Annotated in this window: 21 protein-coding genes, 1 tRNA gene and 1 riboswitch; all 22 genes read right to left on the bottom strand. The window is 29.5% G+C overall.

The features are described 5' to 3' along the window. Positions 1-14: 14 nt before the first annotated feature. The 22 genes from ACI48Q_RS05225 to spoIIGA all read right to left on the bottom strand — a co-directional run bounded on the left by ACI48Q_RS05225 (position 15) and on the right by spoIIGA (position 21,412). On the bottom strand, positions 15-893 hold the full coding sequence (locus ACI48Q_RS05225) for a YicC/YloC family endoribonuclease (protein WP_474917986.1): 879 nt from the start codon (positions 891-893) through the stop codon (positions 15-17). A 235-nt stretch (positions 894-1,128) separates the two neighbouring features. Next, positions 1,129-2,475, bottom strand: coding sequence for an NCS2 family permease (locus ACI48Q_RS05220; protein ID WP_474917985.1), 1,347 nt, complete (start codon positions 2,473-2,475; stop codon positions 1,129-1,131). Between the two features lie 71 nt (positions 2,476-2,546). Next, positions 2,547-2,646, bottom strand: a riboswitch (purine riboswitch). A 69-nt stretch (positions 2,647-2,715) separates the two neighbouring features. Next, positions 2,716-3,717, bottom strand: coding sequence for an asparaginase (locus ACI48Q_RS05215; RefSeq protein ID WP_474917984.1), 1,002 nt, complete (start codon positions 3,715-3,717; stop codon positions 2,716-2,718). A gap of 245 nt (positions 3,718-3,962) precedes the next feature. Continuing rightward, positions 3,963-4,160 carry a hypothetical protein gene (locus ACI48Q_RS05210; protein WP_474917983.1) on the bottom strand — a complete coding sequence of 66 codons (198 nt, stop codon included), beginning with the start codon at positions 4,158-4,160 and terminating at the stop codon, positions 3,963-3,965. Positions 4,161-4,371: 211 nt separating this feature from the next. After that, positions 4,372-4,447, bottom strand: a tRNA-Pro gene (locus ACI48Q_RS05205). Between the two features lie 277 nt (positions 4,448-4,724). Beyond that, a complete protein-coding gene (gene spoIVA / locus ACI48Q_RS05200; RefSeq protein WP_474917982.1) occupies positions 4,725-6,203 on the bottom strand; it encodes a stage IV sporulation protein A in 1,479 nt (492 codons plus the stop codon). Positions 6,204-6,339: 136 nt separating this feature from the next. After that, on the bottom strand, positions 6,340-7,344 hold the full coding sequence (locus tag ACI48Q_RS05195) for an NAD(P)H-dependent glycerol-3-phosphate dehydrogenase (protein WP_474917981.1): 1,005 nt from the start codon (positions 7,342-7,344) through the stop codon (positions 6,340-6,342). A gap of 145 nt (positions 7,345-7,489) precedes the next feature. Then, complete coding sequence (der, locus tag ACI48Q_RS05190; RefSeq protein ID WP_474917980.1) at positions 7,490-8,809, bottom strand: ribosome biogenesis GTPase Der; 1,320 nt, start codon at positions 8,807-8,809, stop codon at positions 7,490-7,492. A 1-nt stretch (position 8,810) separates the two neighbouring features. Beyond that, positions 8,811-10,145: a DUF512 domain-containing protein gene (locus ACI48Q_RS05185; protein WP_474917979.1), complete on the bottom strand. Its 1,335-nt coding sequence runs from the start codon at positions 10,143-10,145 to the stop codon at positions 8,811-8,813. Between the two features lie 164 nt (positions 10,146-10,309). Next, a complete protein-coding gene (gene phoU / locus ACI48Q_RS05180; protein ID WP_474917978.1) occupies positions 10,310-10,966 on the bottom strand; it encodes a phosphate signaling complex protein PhoU in 657 nt (218 codons plus the stop codon). 15 nt (positions 10,967-10,981) lie between these two features. After that, a complete protein-coding gene (gene pstB / locus ACI48Q_RS05175; RefSeq protein ID WP_474917977.1) occupies positions 10,982-11,731 on the bottom strand; it encodes a phosphate ABC transporter ATP-binding protein PstB in 750 nt (249 codons plus the stop codon). Positions 11,732-11,767: 36 nt separating this feature from the next. Beyond that, positions 11,768-12,592 carry a phosphate ABC transporter permease PstA gene (gene pstA / locus ACI48Q_RS05170; RefSeq protein ID WP_474917976.1) on the bottom strand — a complete coding sequence of 275 codons (825 nt, stop codon included), beginning with the start codon at positions 12,590-12,592 and terminating at the stop codon, positions 11,768-11,770. Position 12,593: 1 nt separating this feature from the next. Next, positions 12,594-13,487, bottom strand: coding sequence for a phosphate ABC transporter permease subunit PstC (pstC, locus tag ACI48Q_RS05165; RefSeq protein ID WP_474917975.1), 894 nt, complete (start codon positions 13,485-13,487; stop codon positions 12,594-12,596). A 280-nt stretch (positions 13,488-13,767) separates the two neighbouring features. Continuing rightward, on the bottom strand, positions 13,768-14,652 hold the full coding sequence (locus ACI48Q_RS05160) for a phosphate ABC transporter substrate-binding protein (RefSeq protein WP_474917974.1): 885 nt from the start codon (positions 14,650-14,652) through the stop codon (positions 13,768-13,770). Positions 14,653-14,912: 260 nt separating this feature from the next. Further along, the gene (locus ACI48Q_RS05155) at positions 14,913-16,631 is read right to left on the bottom strand and encodes a HAMP domain-containing sensor histidine kinase (RefSeq protein WP_474917973.1); all 1,719 of its coding nucleotides are present in this window, start codon (positions 16,629-16,631) and stop codon (positions 14,913-14,915) included. Next, positions 16,621-17,328, bottom strand: a complete 708-nt coding sequence (locus ACI48Q_RS05150) for a response regulator (protein WP_474917972.1) — start codon at positions 17,326-17,328, stop codon at positions 16,621-16,623. Before ACI48Q_RS05150 ends, ACI48Q_RS05155 begins: the two co-directional genes overlap by 11 nt. A gap of 12 nt (positions 17,329-17,340) precedes the next feature. Next, complete coding sequence (gene pgeF / locus ACI48Q_RS05145; protein WP_474917971.1) at positions 17,341-18,057, bottom strand: peptidoglycan editing factor PgeF; 717 nt, start codon at positions 18,055-18,057, stop codon at positions 17,341-17,343. A 56-nt stretch (positions 18,058-18,113) separates the two neighbouring features. Next, complete coding sequence (nrdR, locus tag ACI48Q_RS05140; protein ID WP_474917970.1) at positions 18,114-18,569, bottom strand: transcriptional regulator NrdR; 456 nt, start codon at positions 18,567-18,569, stop codon at positions 18,114-18,116. A gap of 75 nt (positions 18,570-18,644) precedes the next feature. Then, complete coding sequence (locus ACI48Q_RS05135; protein ID WP_474917969.1) at positions 18,645-18,911, bottom strand: YlmC/YmxH family sporulation protein; 267 nt, start codon at positions 18,909-18,911, stop codon at positions 18,645-18,647. 97 nt (positions 18,912-19,008) lie between these two features. Next, the gene (sigG, locus tag ACI48Q_RS05130; RefSeq protein WP_474917968.1) at positions 19,009-19,782 is read right to left on the bottom strand and encodes an RNA polymerase sporulation sigma factor SigG; all 774 of its coding nucleotides are present in this window, start codon (positions 19,780-19,782) and stop codon (positions 19,009-19,011) included. A 73-nt stretch (positions 19,783-19,855) separates the two neighbouring features. Beyond that, a complete protein-coding gene (sigE, locus tag ACI48Q_RS05125; RefSeq protein ID WP_474917967.1) occupies positions 19,856-20,596 on the bottom strand; it encodes an RNA polymerase sporulation sigma factor SigE in 741 nt (246 codons plus the stop codon). Between the two features lie 12 nt (positions 20,597-20,608). Continuing rightward, positions 20,609-21,412 carry a sigma-E processing peptidase SpoIIGA gene (spoIIGA, locus tag ACI48Q_RS05120; RefSeq protein WP_474917966.1) on the bottom strand — a complete coding sequence of 268 codons (804 nt, stop codon included), beginning with the start codon at positions 21,410-21,412 and terminating at the stop codon, positions 20,609-20,611. Positions 21,413-21,575 lie beyond the last annotated feature (163 nt).

Genomic DNA, 21,575 nt, shown 5'->3' with positions numbered 1-21,575 from the left:
TTTTATTTCCAATATTATTCTATATTTTGTACTTGTTCTCTTATTTTTTCTATCTCGCTCTTTATTCCTAGCGCTATATTAGTAAGTTCTAAGTCATTTACTTTCGATGTAATAGTGTTAGCTTCTCTGTTCATTTCTTGAACAATAAAATCTAACTTTCTTCCTATAGGTTCATTTAACTCCAAGGTTTCTAGTATTTGATTAACATGACTTTTAAGTCTTACTACCTCTTCATCTATACAAGTTTTATCTGCTTGAAGGACAACCTCCATGGTAATTCGACTTTCATCTAATTGATTATCCCCTAGTATATCCTGTACTTTTTTAAGAAGTTTATCTCTATACTCTTTGGATACTTCTGGTATTCTTTCAGTTATTATATCAATATGATTTAAAATTAATTCACATCTACTTTTAATATCCTTTAAAAGTTTTTCTCCTTCTACTTCTCTCATATTCCACAAATTATTCAGCGCTTCATTTAATGGGCTAAGCATACTATTCCAAATTCTATCTAAGTCTTCTTCTTTTTGTTTTAGCGTTATTACCTCTGGAAATCTAGCTAAATTACTTACAGAGACATCATCTCTTAACCCATATTTATTCATAATAGATCTTAAACATGTCATGTAACTATCTGCTAAATTTTCATTTACTATAGCTTCAACATCTTCTCTATTTATAACATTTTGAGTTACAAAGATATCTACCTTACCTCTCTTTATCTTTTCATTTACAATTTTTCTAATATTATCTTCTAGAGATATTAGAGCTCTAGGCATTCTTACGTTTAATTCAAAATATCTGTGATTAACAGTTTTAATTTCTATTATATAGTTAGAATTAACATCTTCACCAGTACCTCTGCCAAAGCCAGTCATGCTTTTTATCATAAACAACGCATCCTTCCACTGCTTCCTAAATTCTTTATTTATTATACATAAAGTATATCATCAATTTCAAGTTAAAAATAAAAGAATTTCAAAGAAAACTTGAATATTTAATAGAAAAATTAAGAAAATCCATCTAAACTGTGTTTTATGCTGCAATTTCTTGCTAAAATAAAAAGACTATTCAAAACTTTTTTAATATCCTTTTTGAATAGTCTCCATTTATTGTATATTTAAATTACATAAATATAAGCTTAAGTAAAAATAATAGGGTTAATATATACATCACTATGGATACAGGTTTTCTATCTTCTTTTTTACTTAACAAGTTTTTAAACATATTTATAGTTGTGTAAAAAATAACTCCTAAAGTCAATCCGTCACCTATGCTATATGTTAAAGGCATTGCCACAATAGTTATAAAAGCTGGGAATGCCTCACTAAAATCTTCAAAATTAATTTTAGTTACACTTTCCATCATCATACTACCTATCCATATTAAACACGGAGCCGTAGCACATCCTGGCACAGCTATAAATATAGGAGATAAGAACATAGCTAATAAAAATAATATTCCTGTAAATACCGCTGTAAGTCCTGTTCTACCACCTTCAGCTACTCCAGATGCACTTTCAACATAAGTTGTAACTGTTGATACTCCCATTAATGCTCCAAAAGTAGTTCCTACTGCATCTACCAATAATGCTTCTTTAGCTTTAGGAACATTTCCATTTTCATCTAGCATATTAGCTTTTGACGCCACCCCAACCAAGGTTCCAACAGTATCAAAAAAATCAACAAATAAGAAAGTTAATACTATAGTTATAAAATTAATTACTGATGCTTTATCAGTTAATGTATTGAAGCTAAGATTGAAGGCTATCTCTTTTATTGATTCAAATTTAAATACACCCTCTGGTAAATATATACTATTAGCTGCTGCTACCTCTGGATTAACTATTGCAAAAATCCATGCTAATATTGAACATACTAATATAGACCATAGCATTGATCCCTTAATCTTTTTACTATTTAAAACTGCTATAATTAAAATTCCTATTACTGCAATAATAAATTTAGGAGAAAGAAATTCTCCAAGTGATACTAATGTGTCTTTATTAGATATTACTATACCTGCATTTACTAACCCTATAAATGCTATAAATGTACCGATACCTGCTGTAACTGCATGTTTCATAGTCAATGGTATACAATTAACTACTGCTTCTCTAACTTTTGTTAATGATAAAATAATAAATATAATTCCTTCTACAAATACAGCAGCTAGTGCAACACCTATTGGTACCCCCATTCCTAAACAAACACTGTAAGCAAAAAAAGCATTAAGTCCCATTCCTGAAGCTAGTGCAAAAGGTGCATTTGCATATAGACCCATAAATATGGTTGTAAGCCCTGCCGTTAAACAAGTGGCTGTTACTAATGCCCCCATTGGCATTCCTGTCTCTCCTAAAATCATAGGATTAACAGCAATTATATATGCCATTGTTAAAAATGTGGTAATTCCTGCTACTAACTCTTGCTTAATGTTAGTACCATTTTCTTTTAGTTCAAAGTATCTCTCCATTGTTACTCTCCCTTAGTTTATATTAAAATAACCACTAGAATGAGAATCCTAATGGTTATATAAAACTTAATATAAAACTTAGGTGTTCTCATAGTAGGAAATTTTCGGTATCCTGTAGAAACTTTCGACCCATAATGTCGAATTTATATGAAAATGTAACGCATATTTCATTTTTCTACATTATAATATCAAAACTAAGTTTACTTTGTCAATAAAATTACGTATATTTTTTATTTTTCATTATTTATTATTCGTATTATTGTAATGTCCTTCTTCAAAGAGAGTTTTTATTTCACTTAAATTATTCGTTTTACCCAATGCTAACATTAACTTTATTCTTGCTTTTTGTCCTGGCATACTATCTCCAAAAATAGCTCCAGCATTTCTAAGTTCTTTTCCTCCTCCAGGATATCCATAGCTATCTAAAACTCTTCCTTTAAAGCATCTTGATACCACTACTACTGCTACGTCTTTTTTTATAGCATTTTTAACTCCCTCCGCCATCTTAGGAGGTATATTCCCTCTACCCATAGCTTCTATTACTAAGCCCTTAGCTCCTTCATTGACACAAAAATCTATTAATCTATTATCCATACCAGCACAAGCTTTAATTAAATAAACCTGAGTTTCAATTCTATCAGTTTCTATAAACTGTTTACTCAAAGCATTTCGATAAAATATTACTTCATTGTGATCTACAATCCCTATAGGACCAAATTCAGGGCTTTGAAAAGTGTTTAAATGCATTGAATGAGATTTAGTTACTTCACTAGCACAGTTTACCTCATTATTTAAGCATACTAATACACCTTTATTTTTAGAATTTTTTGAAGTTGCTGTACATATTGCTGCTGCTAAATTAGATGGTCCATCATAACCCAGTTCTGAACTATTTCTCATAGATCCTGTAACTACTACTGGTTTCTCACTATTAATAGTTAAATCCAATAAATATGCTGTTTCTTCTAATGAATCTGTACCATGAGTAACTACAACTCCATCTACGTCCTTTCTATCCAAAAAATTTTTTACATAATTTGATAACTTTAACATCAGCTCTGGAGTCATATGAGGGCTTGGAAGACTAGAGAAAGTATAAGATTCAACTTCAGCATAGGATTCTATTCCTGTCACCATAGACATTATTTCTTCTCCAGTTAAAGTAGGAACTGCAGCTTTAATCTTCTCATCTACTTTCATAGATATAGTTCCACCATTAAATATAACAATAACTTTGCTCATTTTTATGTACCTCCTAGAACACCTTTGTTCCACTAATATATTTTATTTATGCAAATATATTTTACACCATAATTTAAGTGATTACATTACCATATTATTATTTTATATAAAAAATAATAATTTCAATGATTAAGAATAATTAAATTGACACTCTATAAATTTATATTCTTTATAGAGCGATGCATAAATAAAACAAGCCATATTTTAAAATGATTTTTATCAATAACAAAATATGGCTTATTTTTTTATTTTTCTGATAAGTAATAGAACATTTTTTTTTCTATATCATCTGCACCATTATCATCAACTGTCATTACATCAATAGTACCATTAATTGCTTTCATCTCAATTTTCCCAATTTCTTGCCCCGTCAATAAGTCAACTCCTCTTTCAAACTTCATAATTTTATATCCTTCACCTATATATTTTTCTATGTTTTTCAAAGAAATCTCCTCCTCTCTATATACTTATTATCTGCTATAAAGATTGTCTTATGCTATGACATTTAATATAATTATGTGAGTTTGTTTATCTAATTCAATATTATATTATAATCTTAATACTTCTTTTATAAATTGATTTTTATTCAATATGATGAATTATTTTACATTTTAAAACCAAAAAATCCTTAAAGATAAATCTTTAAGGATTTTTTGGTCTGAGTGACAGGACTTGAACCTGCGACTCCAAGCCCCCCAGACTTGTGCGCTACCATCTGCGCTACACCCAGATAAAGTTATGAAATAATTATATCATAATAATATTAGTATTAAAAGATACATCTAAATGAATTTCTAAGCAATTTATTTAGATAATGACAACCAGAGGTTACAGTGAAGTACTTCATAGGAGTAGAGAATCACTTCGCTAGAGAGTAGTTACTTCCTTAACTAGTAAGTAAGGCAAACATTTTACTGCAGCTCTCTGCTTTTCTCTAGCGAATAAAGCGAGTGTTTATCTGCAACCTACCATTGCACTTCACTAATTCCACTGTTCTTCTCATAACACTAAATTATAATACAAATTAGTCCTCCATTGCCTTCATTAATTATTTTTTGAATGGTTCTTTGAAGTTTTACTTGTACATCTTCTGGCATTTTATATAGCTTATTTTGCAATCCTTCTTTCACTAACTCTTCTAGTGATTTTCCAAACATATTACTCTGCCATATCTTGGAAGGATCATTTTCAAATTGTTCTATGATAGAATTGTAAAATTCTTCGCTTTGCTTCTCACTGCCCATTATTGGCTGAATTTCTGTTTCAATATCTGCCTTTATTAGATGAAGTGACGGAGCTGATGCTTTAAGTTTAACTCCATACTGACTGCCTTTTCTAACTATTTCTGGCTCTTCTAACTTCATTTCACTAAGTTGCGGAGCAACTAAGCCATAGCCTGTTTCATTAACCTCTCTTAATGCATCTGCTACTTTATCATATTCTACCTTTGCCTTATAAAATACTTCCATCATATTTAATAGATCATTTTCATTCTTTATATCGATATTGCAAACCTCTCCAAGTATTTTATAGAATAATTCTTGTTTAGGATTTATATCAACATATGAAACTCCTTTTCCCATATCCATTTCTTTTACTTTTATGTTGGACAAAAACTCTATTCCCTTGAAGGCATCCAGGCATTTTTTAACATCTCTAACCTTAAATATATCCCTACACATTGCCTTCAATATAGTCATTATATTAACTTTTAACCAATGACTTCCATTTAAGTTTTCCATCCATTCTGGCATATCAATATTAATTTCTTTTACTGGGAATTCTTTTAATACTGTATCAAATATTTCGGTAATTCTATCTTGATTAATATTCATAATATCCATTATTTTTACAGGAACATCATACTTTTCTTCTAATTCCTTTTGAAGTTCTATTGTAGCTTCTGTTTTTGGATTTGTAGTATTGAGAATTATCATAAATGGCTTATTTATATCTTTAAGCTCTTTTACCACTCTTTCCTCAGCTTCTACATAATCCTCCCTCTCTAACCCTGTAATACTTCCATCAGTAGTAACTACTACACCAATGGTGGAATGATCTGTAATTACTTTTTTCGTTCCTATTTCAGCAGCTTGTTCAAATGGTATTTCATAATCGTGCCATGGTGTACTAACCATTTTAGGTACATCTTCTTCAGTATACCCTAGTGAATTTTTAACTACATAACCTACACAATCTACCATCCTAACTTTAAATTTAGATCCACCCTCAAACTGGATTTCTACAGCTTCATTTGGAACAAATTTAGGCTCAGTTGTATGAATTGATTTTCCAGAACCACTTTGAGGCAGCTCATCCTTCGCACGTTCCTTTTTATGAGGATTATCTATGTTCGGTATAACCATAAGTTCCATAAATTTTTTTATGAATGTAGATTTACCAGTTCTAACCGGTCCTACTACGCCTACATATATATCCCCTTGCGTTCTTTCTGCTATATCTTTATATATATCAAAGTTTTCCAAGGTTCCCCTCCCATAACTACTTATTAACAATATATATATATTACTAATAAATGTATATTATTACTTTCAAAAATAAATTCCTAAAAATAATTAAAAATAACCTAATCTTAAATTTAAGACTAGGCTATTAATACCATTAATCATATATTAACTGCTCTGATTTTTTATTTCTTGACATAAGATCATACACACCAATCTTAGGGTCTTTTCCTTCAAATAAAACCTTATATAATACTTCTGTTATAGGCATTGATACATCTTCTTTTCTTCCTAATTCATAAAAAGCTCTGCATGCCTTAATTCCTTCCACTACCATGCCTACTTTTTCTATGGCTTCTTCTGTTGTTTTGCCCTCACCAATTAATATTCCTGCTCTTCTATTTCTACTATGTATACTAGTGCAAGTTACTATAAGATCTCCAAAGCCTGTTAATCCATTAAATGTTTCAGCTTTTCCCCCTAGCTTTACTCCTATTCTTATTATTTCACTCATTCCTCTTGTCATAAGAGCAGCCTTGGCATTATCTCCATAGCCTATACCGTCAGATATACCTGCTGCTAACGCAATAATATTTTTACAAGCTCCTCCTACTTCTACTCCAATTAAATCATCATTAGTATAAACCCTAAATTTATTAGATATGAAGATATCCTGTACCTTCTCAGCTGCATCCATATCCTTTGATGAGCTCACTACAGTAGTTGGTATATCTAAAGCTACTTCTTCTGCATGAGAAGGCCCAGAAAGCACTACTACTGGAGCAATTGTAATTTCCTCTTCTATTATTTCAGACATTCTTTTTAATGTCCCATTTTCTAATCCCTTTGCCACTGTAACAACTATTTGACCCTTTTTCATATAAGAAGCTGCTTCTCTACTTACTTCCCTTACAGCATGAGAAGGTACAGATAATACAACTATATTACTATTTTCAATAACTACTTTCATATCTGTATTTCCTATAACATTACTAGGTATACTTATATTGGGTAAATATTTTATATTTTCTCTTTTGATATTTATATCCTCTATAGTTTCATCTTTATGTGCCCATATAGACACCTCAATTCCTCTTTTAGCTAGCATTATACTCAGTGCAGTTCCAAAACTACCAGCTCCTAAAAAAGCTACCTTAGTCATATCAAAATCCCTCCTTAGATTAAAACCCTGAAACACATAATATACTTATTTTTCCCCTTATTAAAAAATCTCTTTAATTAATGATTGTGGTAAATTAAGTTTATTATATATTAAAAACTGTGATTATACATCACAGTTTTTAATATTAATCTTCTTTTCTTTCTCTAAATATCATTTTTATACCAGTACCTTTAAAATCAAAGCTTTCTCTTAGCCTGTTCTCTAAATATCTTTCATATGAGAAATGCAGTAGTGCTGGATCATTTACAAAAAATATAAATGTAGGTGGCTTTGTTCCTACTTGAGTTACATAGAATATTTTTAATCTCCTTAATGCTACTACTGGAGGTTCTTTCATTAGAATAGCCTTACTTACTACATCATTTAATACTCCTGTAGCTATTCTCTTATTGTAATTTCCATAACATTCTCTTGCTTTTTCAAGAACTTTATTAACTCTTTGACCTGTAAGTGCTGATATAAATAAATAATCAGCATAAGGCATAAAAGATAGCCCTGATTTAATCTCAGCTGTAAATTTACTCATAGTATTATTATCTTTCTCAATTAAATCCCATTTGTTAACTATTACTAATATAGCTTTATTAAGTTCGTGGGCAAATCCTATTATCTTCTCGTCCTGATCACTTAAACTTTCAGTAGCATCAAGCATAAGTATACAAACATCTGCTCTCTCTACAGCAGTTAAAGTTCTAATAACACTATATCTCTCAATCTCTTCCTTAACCTTACTTTTCCTTCTAAGCCCTGCAGTATCTATTAATATAAATTTTCCTTCATCAGTATCAAGCTTACTGTCAATTGCATCTCTTGTGGTTCCTGGAATATTACTTACTATATTTCTTTCCTCACCTAATAATTTATTTATTAAAGATGATTTACCCACATTGGGTTTACCAATCATAGCAATTTTTATGTATTCATCTTCATTTTCACCACCATTATCATTATCAAAGTGCTGAACTACTTCATCAAGCATATCTCCTAGTCCTAATCCTTGAGTTGCTGATATGGTAACAGGATTTCCAATACCAAGGTTATAAAATTCAAAGGCATTATCCTCCAATTCAATTCTATCTATCTTATTAACAACTAAAACTATTGGTTTTTTAGATTTTCTAAGCATTTGTGCTACTTCATAGTCTGAAGGATGTAATCCTTGTTTTCCATCAACTATAAATACAATAACATCTGCAGTTTCAATAGCTATATTAGCCTGTCTTCTCATTTGACTAAAAATTATATCTTCATTTTCTGGCTCAATACCACCTGTATCTATTATTGTAAAGTTATGACGTAACCATTCTGCCTCTGCATAAATTCTATCTCTTGTTACTCCTGGAGTATCCTCCACTATAGCAATTCTCTTGCCGGCTAATTTATTAAAAAGTGTAGATTTACCTACATTAGGTCTTCCTACTATAGCAACTATAGGTTTTCCCATATTAATCCTCCTTTAAATGTTCATTTATTATAGAAATCAAATTTTCTCCTGTATAATCACATAATAAAATTTTTCTATTTAACTTACTTTCTAAGTCCTTTATTGTAAAGTTATCTAATAATATAAGTTCTGACGTATCTAAAAGTTCATATCCTTTTTTTATAATATTATTTGGAAGTACTATATATTCTCCTAGTTCCTTATCTTTCAGAGTATTAATAATATCACTTCCTGTTAACAACCCTGTTACAGTAATAGTATCTCCAAAAAAATCATTAACAATTTTTTCACTTCTTATGCTTATTCTACTATTAATACTTTCAATCTTTTCGCCTATTTCTTTTATTACAGGATATATAAGGGTTCCTGTAACAAAAGTAAAACTACCTTTTTTATGCTTATTTAATAATTTTATATCTCTATCAATAGTATTATATAACATCCTTACCATACCTACTCCATCTTCTATCTGTTCATAATCCTCATAATGTTCTTCCTGTGGAATAGCTTCTCCAGATACTATATAAAATTCATCAGACAATCTTGCAAAAGGAGTTCCAATTTTATCCAAATATTTATCTTGAAGACTTTTCATTAAATCTATATTTTGCTTAGAAGTCTCCTTTGTAAATAGCTTTAATGGATATAGTCCCTCTCTAAATTTAGTAACCCCAATAGGAACTATTGCTACACTATTTACATTAGGATAAAGCTTACTTAAGTCTTCTACTGTTTTAATTAATTCTTCACCATCATTTAGACCTGGACAACATACTATTTGAGTATTCATTTTGATGCCAGCTGCTGCTAACTTCTTTAACCTCTCATAGATGTTTCCTGCAAATCTATTATGTAGCATTTTTATTCTTAACTTTGGATTTGTAGTATGTACTGAAATATTTATAGGGCTTATTTTATATTTTATTATTCTATCAATATCTTCTTCCTTCATATTAGTGAGAGTTAGAAAATTTCCTTGAAGAAATGATAATCTTGAATCATCATCTTTAAAATAAAGAGTATCTCTCATACCTTTTGGAAGTTGGTCAATAAAACAAAATACGCACTTATTATGACAACTCATAGGTTTATCTAAAATAGCTTCCCTAAACACAATGCCTAAATCTTCATCATATTCTTTTTCAATTTCAATCTCCCATATTTCACCATTAGCCTTCTCAACTTCAAGGACTAATTCCTCATCCGTAACTAAGAATTTATAGTCAATAATATCCTTAACACTACTATTATTTATAGTAAGTATTTTATCTCCTTGCTCTAAACCTACCTCTTCTGCAATACTATTATATAACACCTTGCTAATTTCATTACTCATTCTATCACTTCCCTTTATCAAAGTGTGATTTTAATATTATTTTCATTATGTCCACTAATATGTTATATTATATCAATTAATTATTCTAGTCAATGGATTTCATATTTTTAAATAGATATGAAAAATCTCTTATCCTCAGTTTTTATAAGAATAAGAGATTTCTTCTACTCATTTAGATATATTTTCTTTCCACTGATTAAATAAATTGTCCATTCACAAATATTAGTTGTATGATCTGCAACTCGTTCTAAGTATTTACATATGAACAAGAATCTTGTTGCTTGAGTTGAAATTTTAGGATTCTCTATCATTAGTAATAACAATTCGCTAAATACTTGCCTATATATAGCATCCACAGTATCATCCCTCTTACATACCTCATAAGCTAACTCTTGATCTCTATCAATATAAGCTTTTAAACTATTTTCTATCATTTCTTGCACGATTTCTCCCATTCTTGGTATATCAATTAGTGCCTTAATGTACTTTTCACCAGCTAACTGCTTTGTTATTCTTGCTATATCTACAGCATGATCAGCCATTCTCTCTAAATCTGTAACTATCTTAATCATGGTAAATATACCTCTTAAATCAGTAGCAATAGGTTGTTCCTTTGCAATTAACCTAATACATCTATCTTCAATGTTCGTTTGCATATCATCTATTTCATCATCATTATTTATTACCTCATCTGCCAATTCTATATCTTGATTTACTAGTGATGTTATAGAATCTGAAATTTGTTTTTCGACCTTATGTCCCATTGCCATAAGTTCATTGCTTAGTTCCTCAAATAATCTATCAAATATTGTTCTCGTCATATATATCCCTCCCTATTAACCAAATCTTCCTGTTATATAATCCTCAGTTCTTTTATCTCTAGGTTTATAAAATATGTCTGTAGTTTTATCATATTCTATTATTTCCCCATTTAGAAAAAATGCCGTGTAATCTGATATTCTTCCTGCTTGCTGCATATTATGAGTAACAATTATAACTGTATATTTCTTCTTTAGTTCTTCCATAAGTTCTTCCACCTTATTAGTGGAAATAGGATCAAGTGCTGAAGTTGGCTCATCCATTAATAATATCTCTGGTTCCACAGCTAAACTTCTTGCTATACAAAGTCTTTGTTGCTGACCTCCTGATAGTCCTAGTGCACTCTTCTTTAATCTATCTTTAACTTCGCTCCATAGCGCTGCCCCTTTTAAAGATGTCTCTACTATTTCATCTAATTTTCTTTTATCTCTTATTCCATGAATTCTTGGACCATAGGCAATATTATCATAAATACTCATTGGAAAAGGATTTGGCTTTTGAAAAACCATGCCAACTCTTCTCCTTAATTCAATCTCATCATAATTATCATAGATGTTTTTTCCTTCAAAGTTAACCTCTCCAGTTATTTTTACTGAATCTATTAAATCATTCATTCTATTTATTGATCTTAAGAAAGTTGATTTCCCACATCCTGATGGTCCTATTAATGCAGTAACTTTATTTGCATTAATATCAATATTTATATCCTTTAATGCATGATTAGAACCATAGTATAAATTTAAATTTTTAGTAGCTATTATAGTCATAGTTCCCTCCCATAAATTAACTTATTTTTCGATGCTTTAATAATTAGCTTTGCTAAATCTCTTAGTAATTAATTTAGCTATAATATTTAACACTAAGATAATAACTATCAATACTATACCAACAGCACATGCTAACTCTATATTTCCAGCTTCATTTGTAACTAAATAGGCATGTACTGTAAGAGTTCTAGCACTGGACATAATGCCTTTAGGCATTGCTGCCACTGTTCCCGCTGTAAGCAATATAGCTGCTGACTCTCCTATTATTCTTCCAATAGAAAGAATAATTCCTGATAGTATACCTGGCATAGAACTAGGTATTATTATTTTATATAGGGTTTGGAATCTTGTTGCACCCAGCCCTAAAGATGCTTCCTTATACCATATAGGCACCGTTTTTATAGCTTCTTCTGTAGTTCTTATTATAATTGGTAAAACAATAATCGCTAAAGTTAAGGACCCAGCCAATATTGAGAAGTTTAGCTTTAATGCAGTAACAAAGAATACACTTCCAAATAATCCATATATAATTGATGGTATTCCAGATAAACTTTCAGTAGCAAATCTTATAACCTTTACTATCTTACCTTGCTTCGCATATTCTTGAAGATATATAGCTGCCAATATTCCTACAGGTGTAGCTATAAGTAAAGATATCGCAACTGTATATATAGTAGTTATAATCATAGGGAAAATTCCGCCAGTCCCATCCGCAGAATATCCACCAAAAATAAAGTTTAAATTAATCTTACTTGCACCTTTTATAAATATGAATCCGATTATTATAACTAAAATTCCCACAGTTATTATTGCTGAAAGCCAAAATAATATGTTGTAAATATAATCTTTAATCTTTCTCATTCTAATTACCTACCTTTGAAGAAATTTTAGATAATATTATATTTAATAGCATTATAAATGAGAATAATACAATTCCTGTAGCAAAAAGCATATCTTGATGTGTTCCAAATGCATATCCCATTTCAAGTGCAATATTAGTTGTAAGTGGCCTCACACTATCAGTTATGCTATGGGGAATTACTGGACTATTACCAGCCACTAAAATAACTGCCATGGTTTCTCCAAGCGCTCTTCCTAATCCTAGTACTACAGCTGCTAAAATTCCTGATTTTGCCGCTGGTATTACTACTTTTACTATAGTTTCTATTTTTGATGCTCCTAGTGCAAGAGATGCCTCTTTAAAACTTTGTGGTACTGCTCTTATAGAGGTCTCCGCAACCGTTATTATTGTAGGTAGCATCATAATTGAAAGTACTATGATTATAGCTAGTAAACTTTGCCCTTTGGGTAGATTCAAAATTTCTTGTATTCTAGGAACTATCACTGCTAACCCAAATATACCAAATAAAACTGAAGGTATACCTGCAAGCAGCTGAACCGCAGGTGAAACTATTTTTGCCATCCACTTAGGTGCAATTTCTACTATGAATACCGCTGTTAATATCCCTATGGGAATTCCTATTATTAATGCCCCAAAAGTACCATATATAGATGCTATAATCATAGGAAGTACTCCAAATTTCCCTGAACTCGGAAACCATTTTCTACCTGTTAAAAAATCTATAATTGAATACTTCCCTGACACAAATGGATTTAAGCCTTTATAAAATACAAATCCAATAATTAGTGCTAGTGTTATAACCGCAATGAACGCACATGCCATAAACACATATTTAGATGTGGATTCTATTATATACTTACTATTAGTATTTTTCCCCCTATATTTATTATTCATATCTGTATAATACCTCCAAATCAATTAAGTAATTTTTACTGTTAAATATCTCTCTTTAAATCCCTCTTAAGGTTATTCTACACATTGAAAATTAAGTTTATATTATATGAATGTTAAAGAAATTTTACATAACATAAATTATGCCTTTATGTTATGTAATTTTCAGAAAATAATGTACTTAATAGAAAAAACTATAGGCATAAATTTCATACCTATAGCTTCGTATTAAATATTCTTGGGGAAACATTGTATAATTGAGTAATAAATTATTAGTTATTTTTTATTTAAGAGGTATAGCCCCTTTGCTTTTAGCTATTTGTTGTCCTTCTTCACTTTTAATAAATTCTATAAATTGCTTACCCTCAGCAGATATTTTATCTTCCTTATAAGCAACTATAAATGGTCTTGATAGTTTATATGTTTTATTAAGTACATTATCTGCTGTTGGATCTATATTCTCTATTTTACTAGCTTTTATTGTATCATCTAGTGATCCGCCTTCTTTATAAAGCAATTCAAATGAAAGATATCCTATAGCATTCTCATTAGTTACCACAGTATTTTTTACTGCTCCATTACCTTGAGATATTGATGCTGTTTGTATCATCTCCTCACCCTTAAATCCTACTAATTCTTCAAATGCACTTCTTGTTCCCGAACCATCTTCTCTTGAAACTACAACTATAGGTGAATCATTGCCACCTACTTCTTTCCAATTAGTGATTTTACCTGTATATATTCCTTTAAGCTGTTCCATTGTCAAATTAGTAACTGTATTTTTAGGATTTACTACTAGTGCTATTCCATCATAAGCTATAATTTCTTCTTTTATTTGACTCTTTTCTTCATCTTTTAATTCTCTTGATGACATTCCAAGCTCACTAACACCTTGAATAGCATTTTTAATTCCTGCTGATGAACCTATTTGTTGAATTTCCACTGTTATATTTTTATTTTTGCCTTGAAATACCTCTGCTTCTTTTTCCATCAATGGACCTACAGAAGTTGATCCAGATACTGTAATGGTAACGAGTTTACTTCCTCCTGTTGATGTGCCTGAATCATTATCTGACCCATCACTTTTTGATGAACACCCTACAAATGCTCCTCCTATAATAGTCACCGCAAGAGCTGCTATAATTAATTTCAATCCTCTCTTTTTCATTTTTTATTACCTCCACTAATTACAATTTGATTTCTTATTTTTATAACTTTAGTATACTCAATATAAGTTAAACTAGTATTATAGTAATGTTAAATGTATTTAACAGTATTTTTCAAATAATCTTCGTATTTTCTCAGCAACTACAGAAACTTCTTTCATATTCCTCCACTCTAGTCGCTTCAATAGTTGTATCTAAAGATAATAAACTCCATGTAAAAAACCTAACTCAAAGTTGAGTTAGGTTCTCTTTTACTAATATATCATATTTTTATTATAAACTTTGTACCTTTACCTAAGGTACTGTCTACATTTATACTTCCATGCATATCTAAAACAATATGCTTTACTATAGCTAACCCTAATCCGGTTCCACCTTTAACTCTAGATCTTGCTTTATCCACTCTATAAAATCTTTCAAATAATCTATCAATATAATCCTTTTTTATACCAATTCCGGTATCCTCAACTACTATCTCTATATTTTTATCTAAATTTTTAGTAGAAATAAATACTTTACCACCCTCATTATTATACTTAATTGCATTATCAACTAAATTAATAATCATTTGCTTAAATCTATCTGGATCTGCAAAAATTCCCCTATTACTATTTAGACTAAGATTAATTTCTATATTCTTATTTTTAGCCTGGTTTTGAACTAGATCGTAAACACTTTCAATAATTTTGTCTACATAGAAATATTCATTTCTAACTTCTTTAGATTGCTCTATATTAGATAAGATTAATATATCATTTATCAATCTAGTAAGCCTCTCAGTTTCTTCTTCAATTATATTTAAAAATTTAATTCTAGTATCATCATCATCTACATATTTTAACGTCTCTGTAAATCCCCTTATAGATGTTAATGGAGTTTTTAGTTCATGAGATACATTAGCTACAAACTCAGTTCTCATATTCTCCAATTTTTTGACTTCTGTTATGTCATTAATAACTGTTACTGCCCCTATATGCTGATTACTATTTATTATAATATCCGCAGTTCTAAACTTAAGAACCTTATACATTGGAGTTACTAACTTTACTTCTTGTACCTCTTCATCACTAGTGCTAAGAACCTTATTGAAGTTTATTTCCTTACATATATTTTGAATATTATTTCCAACAACATCATTAGTAATGTTAAATAAATTCTTTGCATAGTTATTTATCATTATAACCTTATCAGTATTATCTATTGCAATAACTCCACTCTCCATACTCTCTAATATTGCAGAAAGTCTATTTTGTTTTTCCTTTAACTCATTTAAGCTATTTTCTAGTTTATCTGCCATAAAATTAAAATTACTTGCCAGCTTCCCCAATTCATCATTACTAGTCACTCTTACTCTTCTTCCAAAATCACCTTTAGCTATCATAGATGTTATATTATCTAAATCCCTAATAGGTTTAACTATTATGTAGGATAATTTACTTGACAACCAAAAAGATATAACAAGTATAATCATTCCAGCCAATATATACAAAATCATATAAGAACTATTTATACTGTATATTGATGAAATTTCTTTAGAAGTCCTAAGTATATTACCATCTTGTAAAACAGTAGAAAAATACATATTTGTTTTTCCTTGTGAAATACTATGTCTTATAACATAGCCTTCACCATCTTTTCTTGCATCAATAATTTCTTCTCTATCATTATGATTAGATAGTGATTTAGCATCATGTATAGAATCAAAAATCACTACTCCATCTACATCAATTACAGTTACTCTCACTCCAATATTTTTTAACTCCTGTATTAGTTCTTTAGTTTTACTGTTATTTTCAGAATAAAAATCGCTTTGGAAAAAGTGATTATATATAGTTAATTCTTCTTTTGTTCTCTGCTCCTTTTCATAATTAGATATCGCATAAAACAATAGGCTTACAAAAATTAATACAAATATTAATACTACCATTATATAAGCCATTAATTTTTTTTTCATGCTACCCGATGTCCTATTAATACTCATAATCCTCACCATAATTAAACTTATATCCAATACCTCTTATAGTTCTAATGTACATAGGATTCTTATCATCACTTTCTATCTTTTGTCTTAAATGTCTTACATGAACATCTACAGTTCTTGTTTCACCAATGTATTCATAGCCCCATATTTTATCTAGCAAAAAGTCCCTAGTCATAACCTTACCCTTGTTTTTTATAAGTATTTCCAATAATTCAAATTCCTTTAATGTTAATTCAACCTTTTCGCTATTTTTCTTAACTTCATGTCTTTGAAAATCTATAGTTATATCACCAAATTTAAATGTGATGTCTTCTTGTTTTGAATTAGTTCTTCTTAAAATCGCTTTCACTCTTGCCATTAATTCCCTTACAGAGAACGGTTTTGTTATATAGTCGTCTGCTCCTAATTCTAATCCTAATATTTTATCTAACTCTTCACCTTTAGCCGTAAGCATTATTATTGATATCCCTTGGATTGATGAGTTTTTTCTAATCTCTTTACACACTTCTAATCCATCTAAACCTGGTAGCATTAAATCTAAAAGAATTAAATCTGGATACTCTTGAATTGCCATATTTAGTGCATCCTTACCATTATCTGCAGTAATAACCCTATACCCTTCTTTCATTAGATTAAACTTAATTAACTCTAGAATATGTTCCTCATCATCTACTACTAAAATTTTTTTATCTAACATAATTATCTCCCCTTACTCAATAAATACAAAAGAATACATTCTTCCCTCTCTATCTTCTTCCCTTCTATAAGAATAAAATTTAATATCACTATTACAGTAAGTACATAGATTACAGAATTCTATATTTTCTTGTAGAACATGTCTATCTAATAATTGTAGTTCTATACATCTTTGTAGATTTAAGTATCTCCCATTATGTATTGTTTCATCATTTTTAAATATGATATTTTCCTTAAACATATTTATGAGTTCTTCACTAACCTGATAGCAACATTCTTTATTATGAGGGCCAATAAATACCCTAATATTTTTGGGAACAGACCCATAATTCACTTCCATAGTTTCAATTGCTTTTCCAACTATGTTACTTATGGTACCTCTCCATCCACTATGAATTGCTGCAATAACTTTTTTTTCTTCATCTACCATTATAACAGGAACACAATCTGCTGTAAAAACTCCTATAGCAACATTATTTAGATTTGTTACTATTCCATCTCCATCATTGCTTTGTATATATTCACTTCCATTATAATCTATGACTATATCACTATGAATTTGATTCACATATATGATCTCACCCAAATTAAATATGGACTTAAGTTTTTTTAAGTTTTCTTTTCCTTCACTAGTATTTTTATTATAACTTTTATCATTCTTTTTAGTGGTAAATACTACCCTTATATTACCTATACTATACTCTAAGTATTCATTTTTAAAGTTTATCAAAATTCCTTAATCCTCCTTATAAATCTTTATAGAAAAAAATAAGTAAAATATTTATTTTACTTATTCCCATTAAGCTTTATTATTTCTTCCATGAAACTATTTATATCATCAAACTTTCTATAAACTGATGCAAATCTTACATATGCTACTTCATCAATATCTTTAAGCATATTTAACACCATTTCTCCAACATCCTCTGAAGTTATTTCAGTAGTCATGTTATTATTGAGTTCCTTTTCTATATAGTTCACAATCTTCTCTATATCATTCCTAGAAATAGGTCTTTTTTCACAGGCTCTTATTATACCATTTATAATTTTATCTCTGTTAAAAACCTCTCTTGTCAAATCTCTTTTTACAACTGAAAGCTGAATATACTCAATTTTTTCGTAGGTAGTGTATCTTTTGTTACACTTTAAACATTCCCTTCTTCTCCTTATGGCAATATTATCTTCTGTTGATCTAGAATCTACAACCTTACTTTCATCTCCATTACAATAAGGACATTTCATGCTATTCACATCCTTTTCTGTATTATATTAAGATTATACACAAAAATTAAGTGTTTTGTATATAGTAATATATTTTTATAAGTTACTATTATTGTCAATTATGCCTTCGCCATCTATTAATATTACATCTATGCCTATCTTTTTTATTTTTTCCCAAGGTATCTCTATATCATTTTTTTTAGAGAACCATCCTGATTTTTGTAATGGAATTATTATACTAACTACTTTATACGCTTCACAATCTATTTTAAAATCTTTAATATATCCTAATTTACTTCCACTATTAATATCTATAATTTCCATAATTCTAAGATTATTAATTGCAAACATTGGTAGTTCCATATACACTCCCCCTTAAGATTTAAAATTTTCTCAAACATTACTTTATATTTATTATTTAAATTTACATAATAGAACTAAAAAAGAGCCAAAGGCTCTCTTATACATGCTTTCTCATATGCTTTAATGCAGTTTTCTCCAATCTTGAAACTTGTGCTTGTGATATTCCTATCTCATCAGCAACTTCCATCTGAGTTCTACCATGAAAAAATCTCAAATTTAGTATTAATTTTTCTCTATCTGTTAATTTTTTCATAGCTTCTTTAATTGATATATTTTCAAGCCAACCTTCATCCAAGTTTTTATTATCACTTATTTGATCCATTACATAGATAGCATCTCCACCATCATGATAAATCGGCTCGAATAATGATATAGGATCTTGAATTGCATCTAATGCAAAAACCACTTCTTCCTTAGGAAGGTTAAGTTCTTGTGCTATCTGAGACACTGTAGGTTCTTTATTATCTTTATTTACTAACCTATCTCTTACTTGCAATGCCTTATAAGCCACATCTCTTAAAGACCTGCTAACCCTTATAGAATTATTATCTCTTAAATATCTTCTTATTTCTCCTATAATCATAGGAACTGCATAAGTCGAAAATCTTACATTCTGAGACAAATCAAAATTATCTACTGCTTTCATTAAACCTATACATCCCACTTGAAATAAATCATCTACATTTTCCCCTCTGTTATTAAATCTTTGAATTACACTTAATACCAACCTAAGGTTTCCCCTTATGAATTCCTCCCTACACGCTTTCTCTCCACTTTGAATTCTTATCAACAAATTTCTCATTTCTTTTTCTTTTAAAACTGGTAATTTAGAAGTATTTACTCCACATATTTCTACTTTATTGATCATCATAAGGTCTCATTCCTTTCAGAATAGTTACATTTAAATTATCTCCTGCTAGGAATTTTTTATACTACAGACAACCTTACAACATTTTATTAATTTCTTTTTTTAATCTTTTTATTATTCTTTTCTCTAATCTAGAAATATAGGATTGTGATATACCAAGCATGTCAGCAACCTCTTTTTGAGTTTTTTCCTGCTCTCCATTAAGGCCAAATCTCAATTCAATTATTTCTCGTTCTCTTTCATTTAACTTATTTAGAGCTATTACTAATAATTGTTTATCAACCTCATCTTCAATAAAGTTATAAACTACATTACTGTCAGTTCCTAATATATCTGATAGCAATAGTTCATTTCCATCCCAATCAATATTTAGTGGTTCATAAAAGGATATCTCTGTTTTAATTTTACTATTCCTTCTTAAGTACATTAGTATTTCATTTTCAATGCATCTTGATGAATATGTTGCTAGCTTTATTTTTTTTTCTGGTGCAAATGTGTTAACAGCTTTTATTAGACCAATAGTCCCTACTGAAATCAAATCCTCTACATTGACTCCTGTGTTCTCAAATTTTCTTGCTATATAAACTACTAATCTTAAATTTCTTTCTATAAGTATAGATCTAATGCTCTCATCTCCTTGAACTAAACACTCTACTAGCTCCTCTTCTTCTTCTTTCGATAAGGGTGGAGGTAATGCATCATTTCCCCCTATATAATAAATATGTCGCGAAAAAATTTTAAATTTACTGAGCAATTTATTAATAGAACTGTAAAACCATTCTCCCGCTATTTTTACAATACTTAATACTTTTTTCATACCTCTTCCCCCTCAATTTATAATCCCTATTGATAATAATCCCTTATAATCATTATGCTTACTTAGTTTCTTATCACAAAAAGCTACTATTACATTCTGTTCTATAACATTTCCATTAAGTTCTATTGTTATATAATCAGGCTTAACTCCAATAAGTCTACCAGTTGACCCACTTATAACAGAATAAGGAATGCAATATGTGTTGTATTCCTTTAGATTTAAATCCTTAAATACATCTTTCTCTACAATTATTACTGGTAAATTAGTTGCTGGCTCTCTTAACTCATTTCCTGTATCTAGAAATGCTCTTATACTTCTCTTTTGCTCTTTAAAACAAATATCTATATTATAAATAAAAGTTTCAAAACATTTTCTTTCTTTTACATAGATGACAACCCTGTGAATTACAATGTATATCACCATAATTGCTAAAAGTAAATTTTTATATGAAAAATCATATATATTGCTATTTATATCTATGTAATTTCCATTGGATATAGATAAATAGAAAGTTACACCAGCTAACAACATGGAATATAATATAAATATTATGGTATGCTTTATTATAGCTGTAACTTCTTTTCCGCCATTGACGATAGTTATCATCGCCACTGCCACTATGATCTTAAATGGAGTTCTTGTTAACATATTAAGCTGTGGAACTACCATTGTAATTATATATGAACTTCCCACAAGGGATGCTATGAATAATCTTAATAGGGAACTTCTTTTTTTTAAAGTGCTCATTGTCACTGTTAATAAGAAAAAATTCACCAGAAAATTTTCCACCATAAGTACATCTAACCATACTACCATGTCTTCACCTCCTGTATTTAATTATAACCTGTTACAAAAGTAAAATTTGTAAAATTATACCATAAGTTCTTATTTTATTCCCTTAATTTTATGTCATTTTACGATGATTTTTTCACATTAATCTACAACAAAAAAACAGTAGGGAATTTTTTCCCTACTGTTT

This window comes from Clostridium sp. LXY-7, from assembly GCF_056172015.1.
The sequence above is the reverse complement of the archived record's forward strand: the minus strand, read 5'-3'. Positions and strand labels throughout refer to the sequence as shown.

Bases quoted from the DNA above. Each gene is read 5' to 3' on its own strand.
- ACI48Q_RS05225 (WP_474917986.1), bottom strand. From the start codon at position 893: ATGATAAAAAGCATGACTGGCTTTGGCAGAGGTACTGGTGAAGATGTT.
- ACI48Q_RS05220 (WP_474917985.1), bottom strand. From the start codon at position 2,475: ATGGAGAGATACTTTGAACTAAAAGAAAATGGTACTAACATTAAGCAA.
- ACI48Q_RS05215 (WP_474917984.1), bottom strand. From the start codon at position 3,717: ATGAGCAAAGTTATTGTTATATTTAATGGTGGAACTATATCTATGAAA.
- ACI48Q_RS05195 (WP_474917981.1), bottom strand. From the start codon at position 7,344: ATGACTAAGGTAGCTTTTTTAGGAGCTGGTAGTTTTGGAACTGCACTG.
- der (WP_474917980.1), bottom strand. From the start codon at position 8,809: ATGGGAAAACCTATAGTTGCTATAGTAGGAAGACCTAATGTAGGTAAA.
- ACI48Q_RS05185 (WP_474917979.1), bottom strand. From the start codon at position 10,145: ATGAGTAATGAAATTAGCAAGGTGTTATATAATAGTATTGCAGAAGAG.
- phoU (WP_474917978.1), bottom strand. From the start codon at position 10,966: ATGACGAGAACAATATTTGATAGATTATTTGAGGAACTAAGCAATGAA.
- pstB (WP_474917977.1), bottom strand. From the start codon at position 11,731: ATGACTATAATAGCTACTAAAAATTTAAATTTATACTATGGTTCTAAT.
- pstA (WP_474917976.1), bottom strand. From the start codon at position 12,592: ATGAGAAAGATTAAAGATTATATTTACAACATATTATTTTGGCTTTCA.
- pstC (WP_474917975.1), bottom strand. From the start codon at position 13,487: ATGAATAATAAATATAGGGGGAAAAATACTAATAGTAAGTATATAATA.
- ACI48Q_RS05160 (WP_474917974.1), bottom strand. From the start codon at position 14,652: ATGAAAAAGAGAGGATTGAAATTAATTATAGCAGCTCTTGCGGTGACT.
- ACI48Q_RS05155 (WP_474917973.1), bottom strand. From the start codon at position 16,631: ATGAGTATTAATAGGACATCGGGTAGCATGAAAAAAAAATTAATGGCT.
- ACI48Q_RS05150 (WP_474917972.1), bottom strand. From the start codon at position 17,328: ATGTTAGATAAAAAAATTTTAGTAGTAGATGATGAGGAACATATTCTA.
- nrdR (WP_474917970.1), bottom strand. From the start codon at position 18,569: ATGAAATGTCCTTATTGTAATGGAGATGAAAGTAAGGTTGTAGATTCT.
- ACI48Q_RS05135 (WP_474917969.1), bottom strand. From the start codon at position 18,911: ATGGAACTACCAATGTTTGCAATTAATAATCTTAGAATTATGGAAATT.
- sigG (WP_474917968.1), bottom strand. From the start codon at position 19,782: ATGATGATCAATAAAGTAGAAATATGTGGAGTAAATACTTCTAAATTA.
- sigE (WP_474917967.1), bottom strand. From the start codon at position 20,596: ATGAAAAAAGTATTAAGTATTGTAAAAATAGCGGGAGAATGGTTTTAC.
- spoIIGA (WP_474917966.1), bottom strand. From the start codon at position 21,412: ATGGTAGTATGGTTAGATGTACTTATGGTGGAAAATTTTCTGGTGAAT.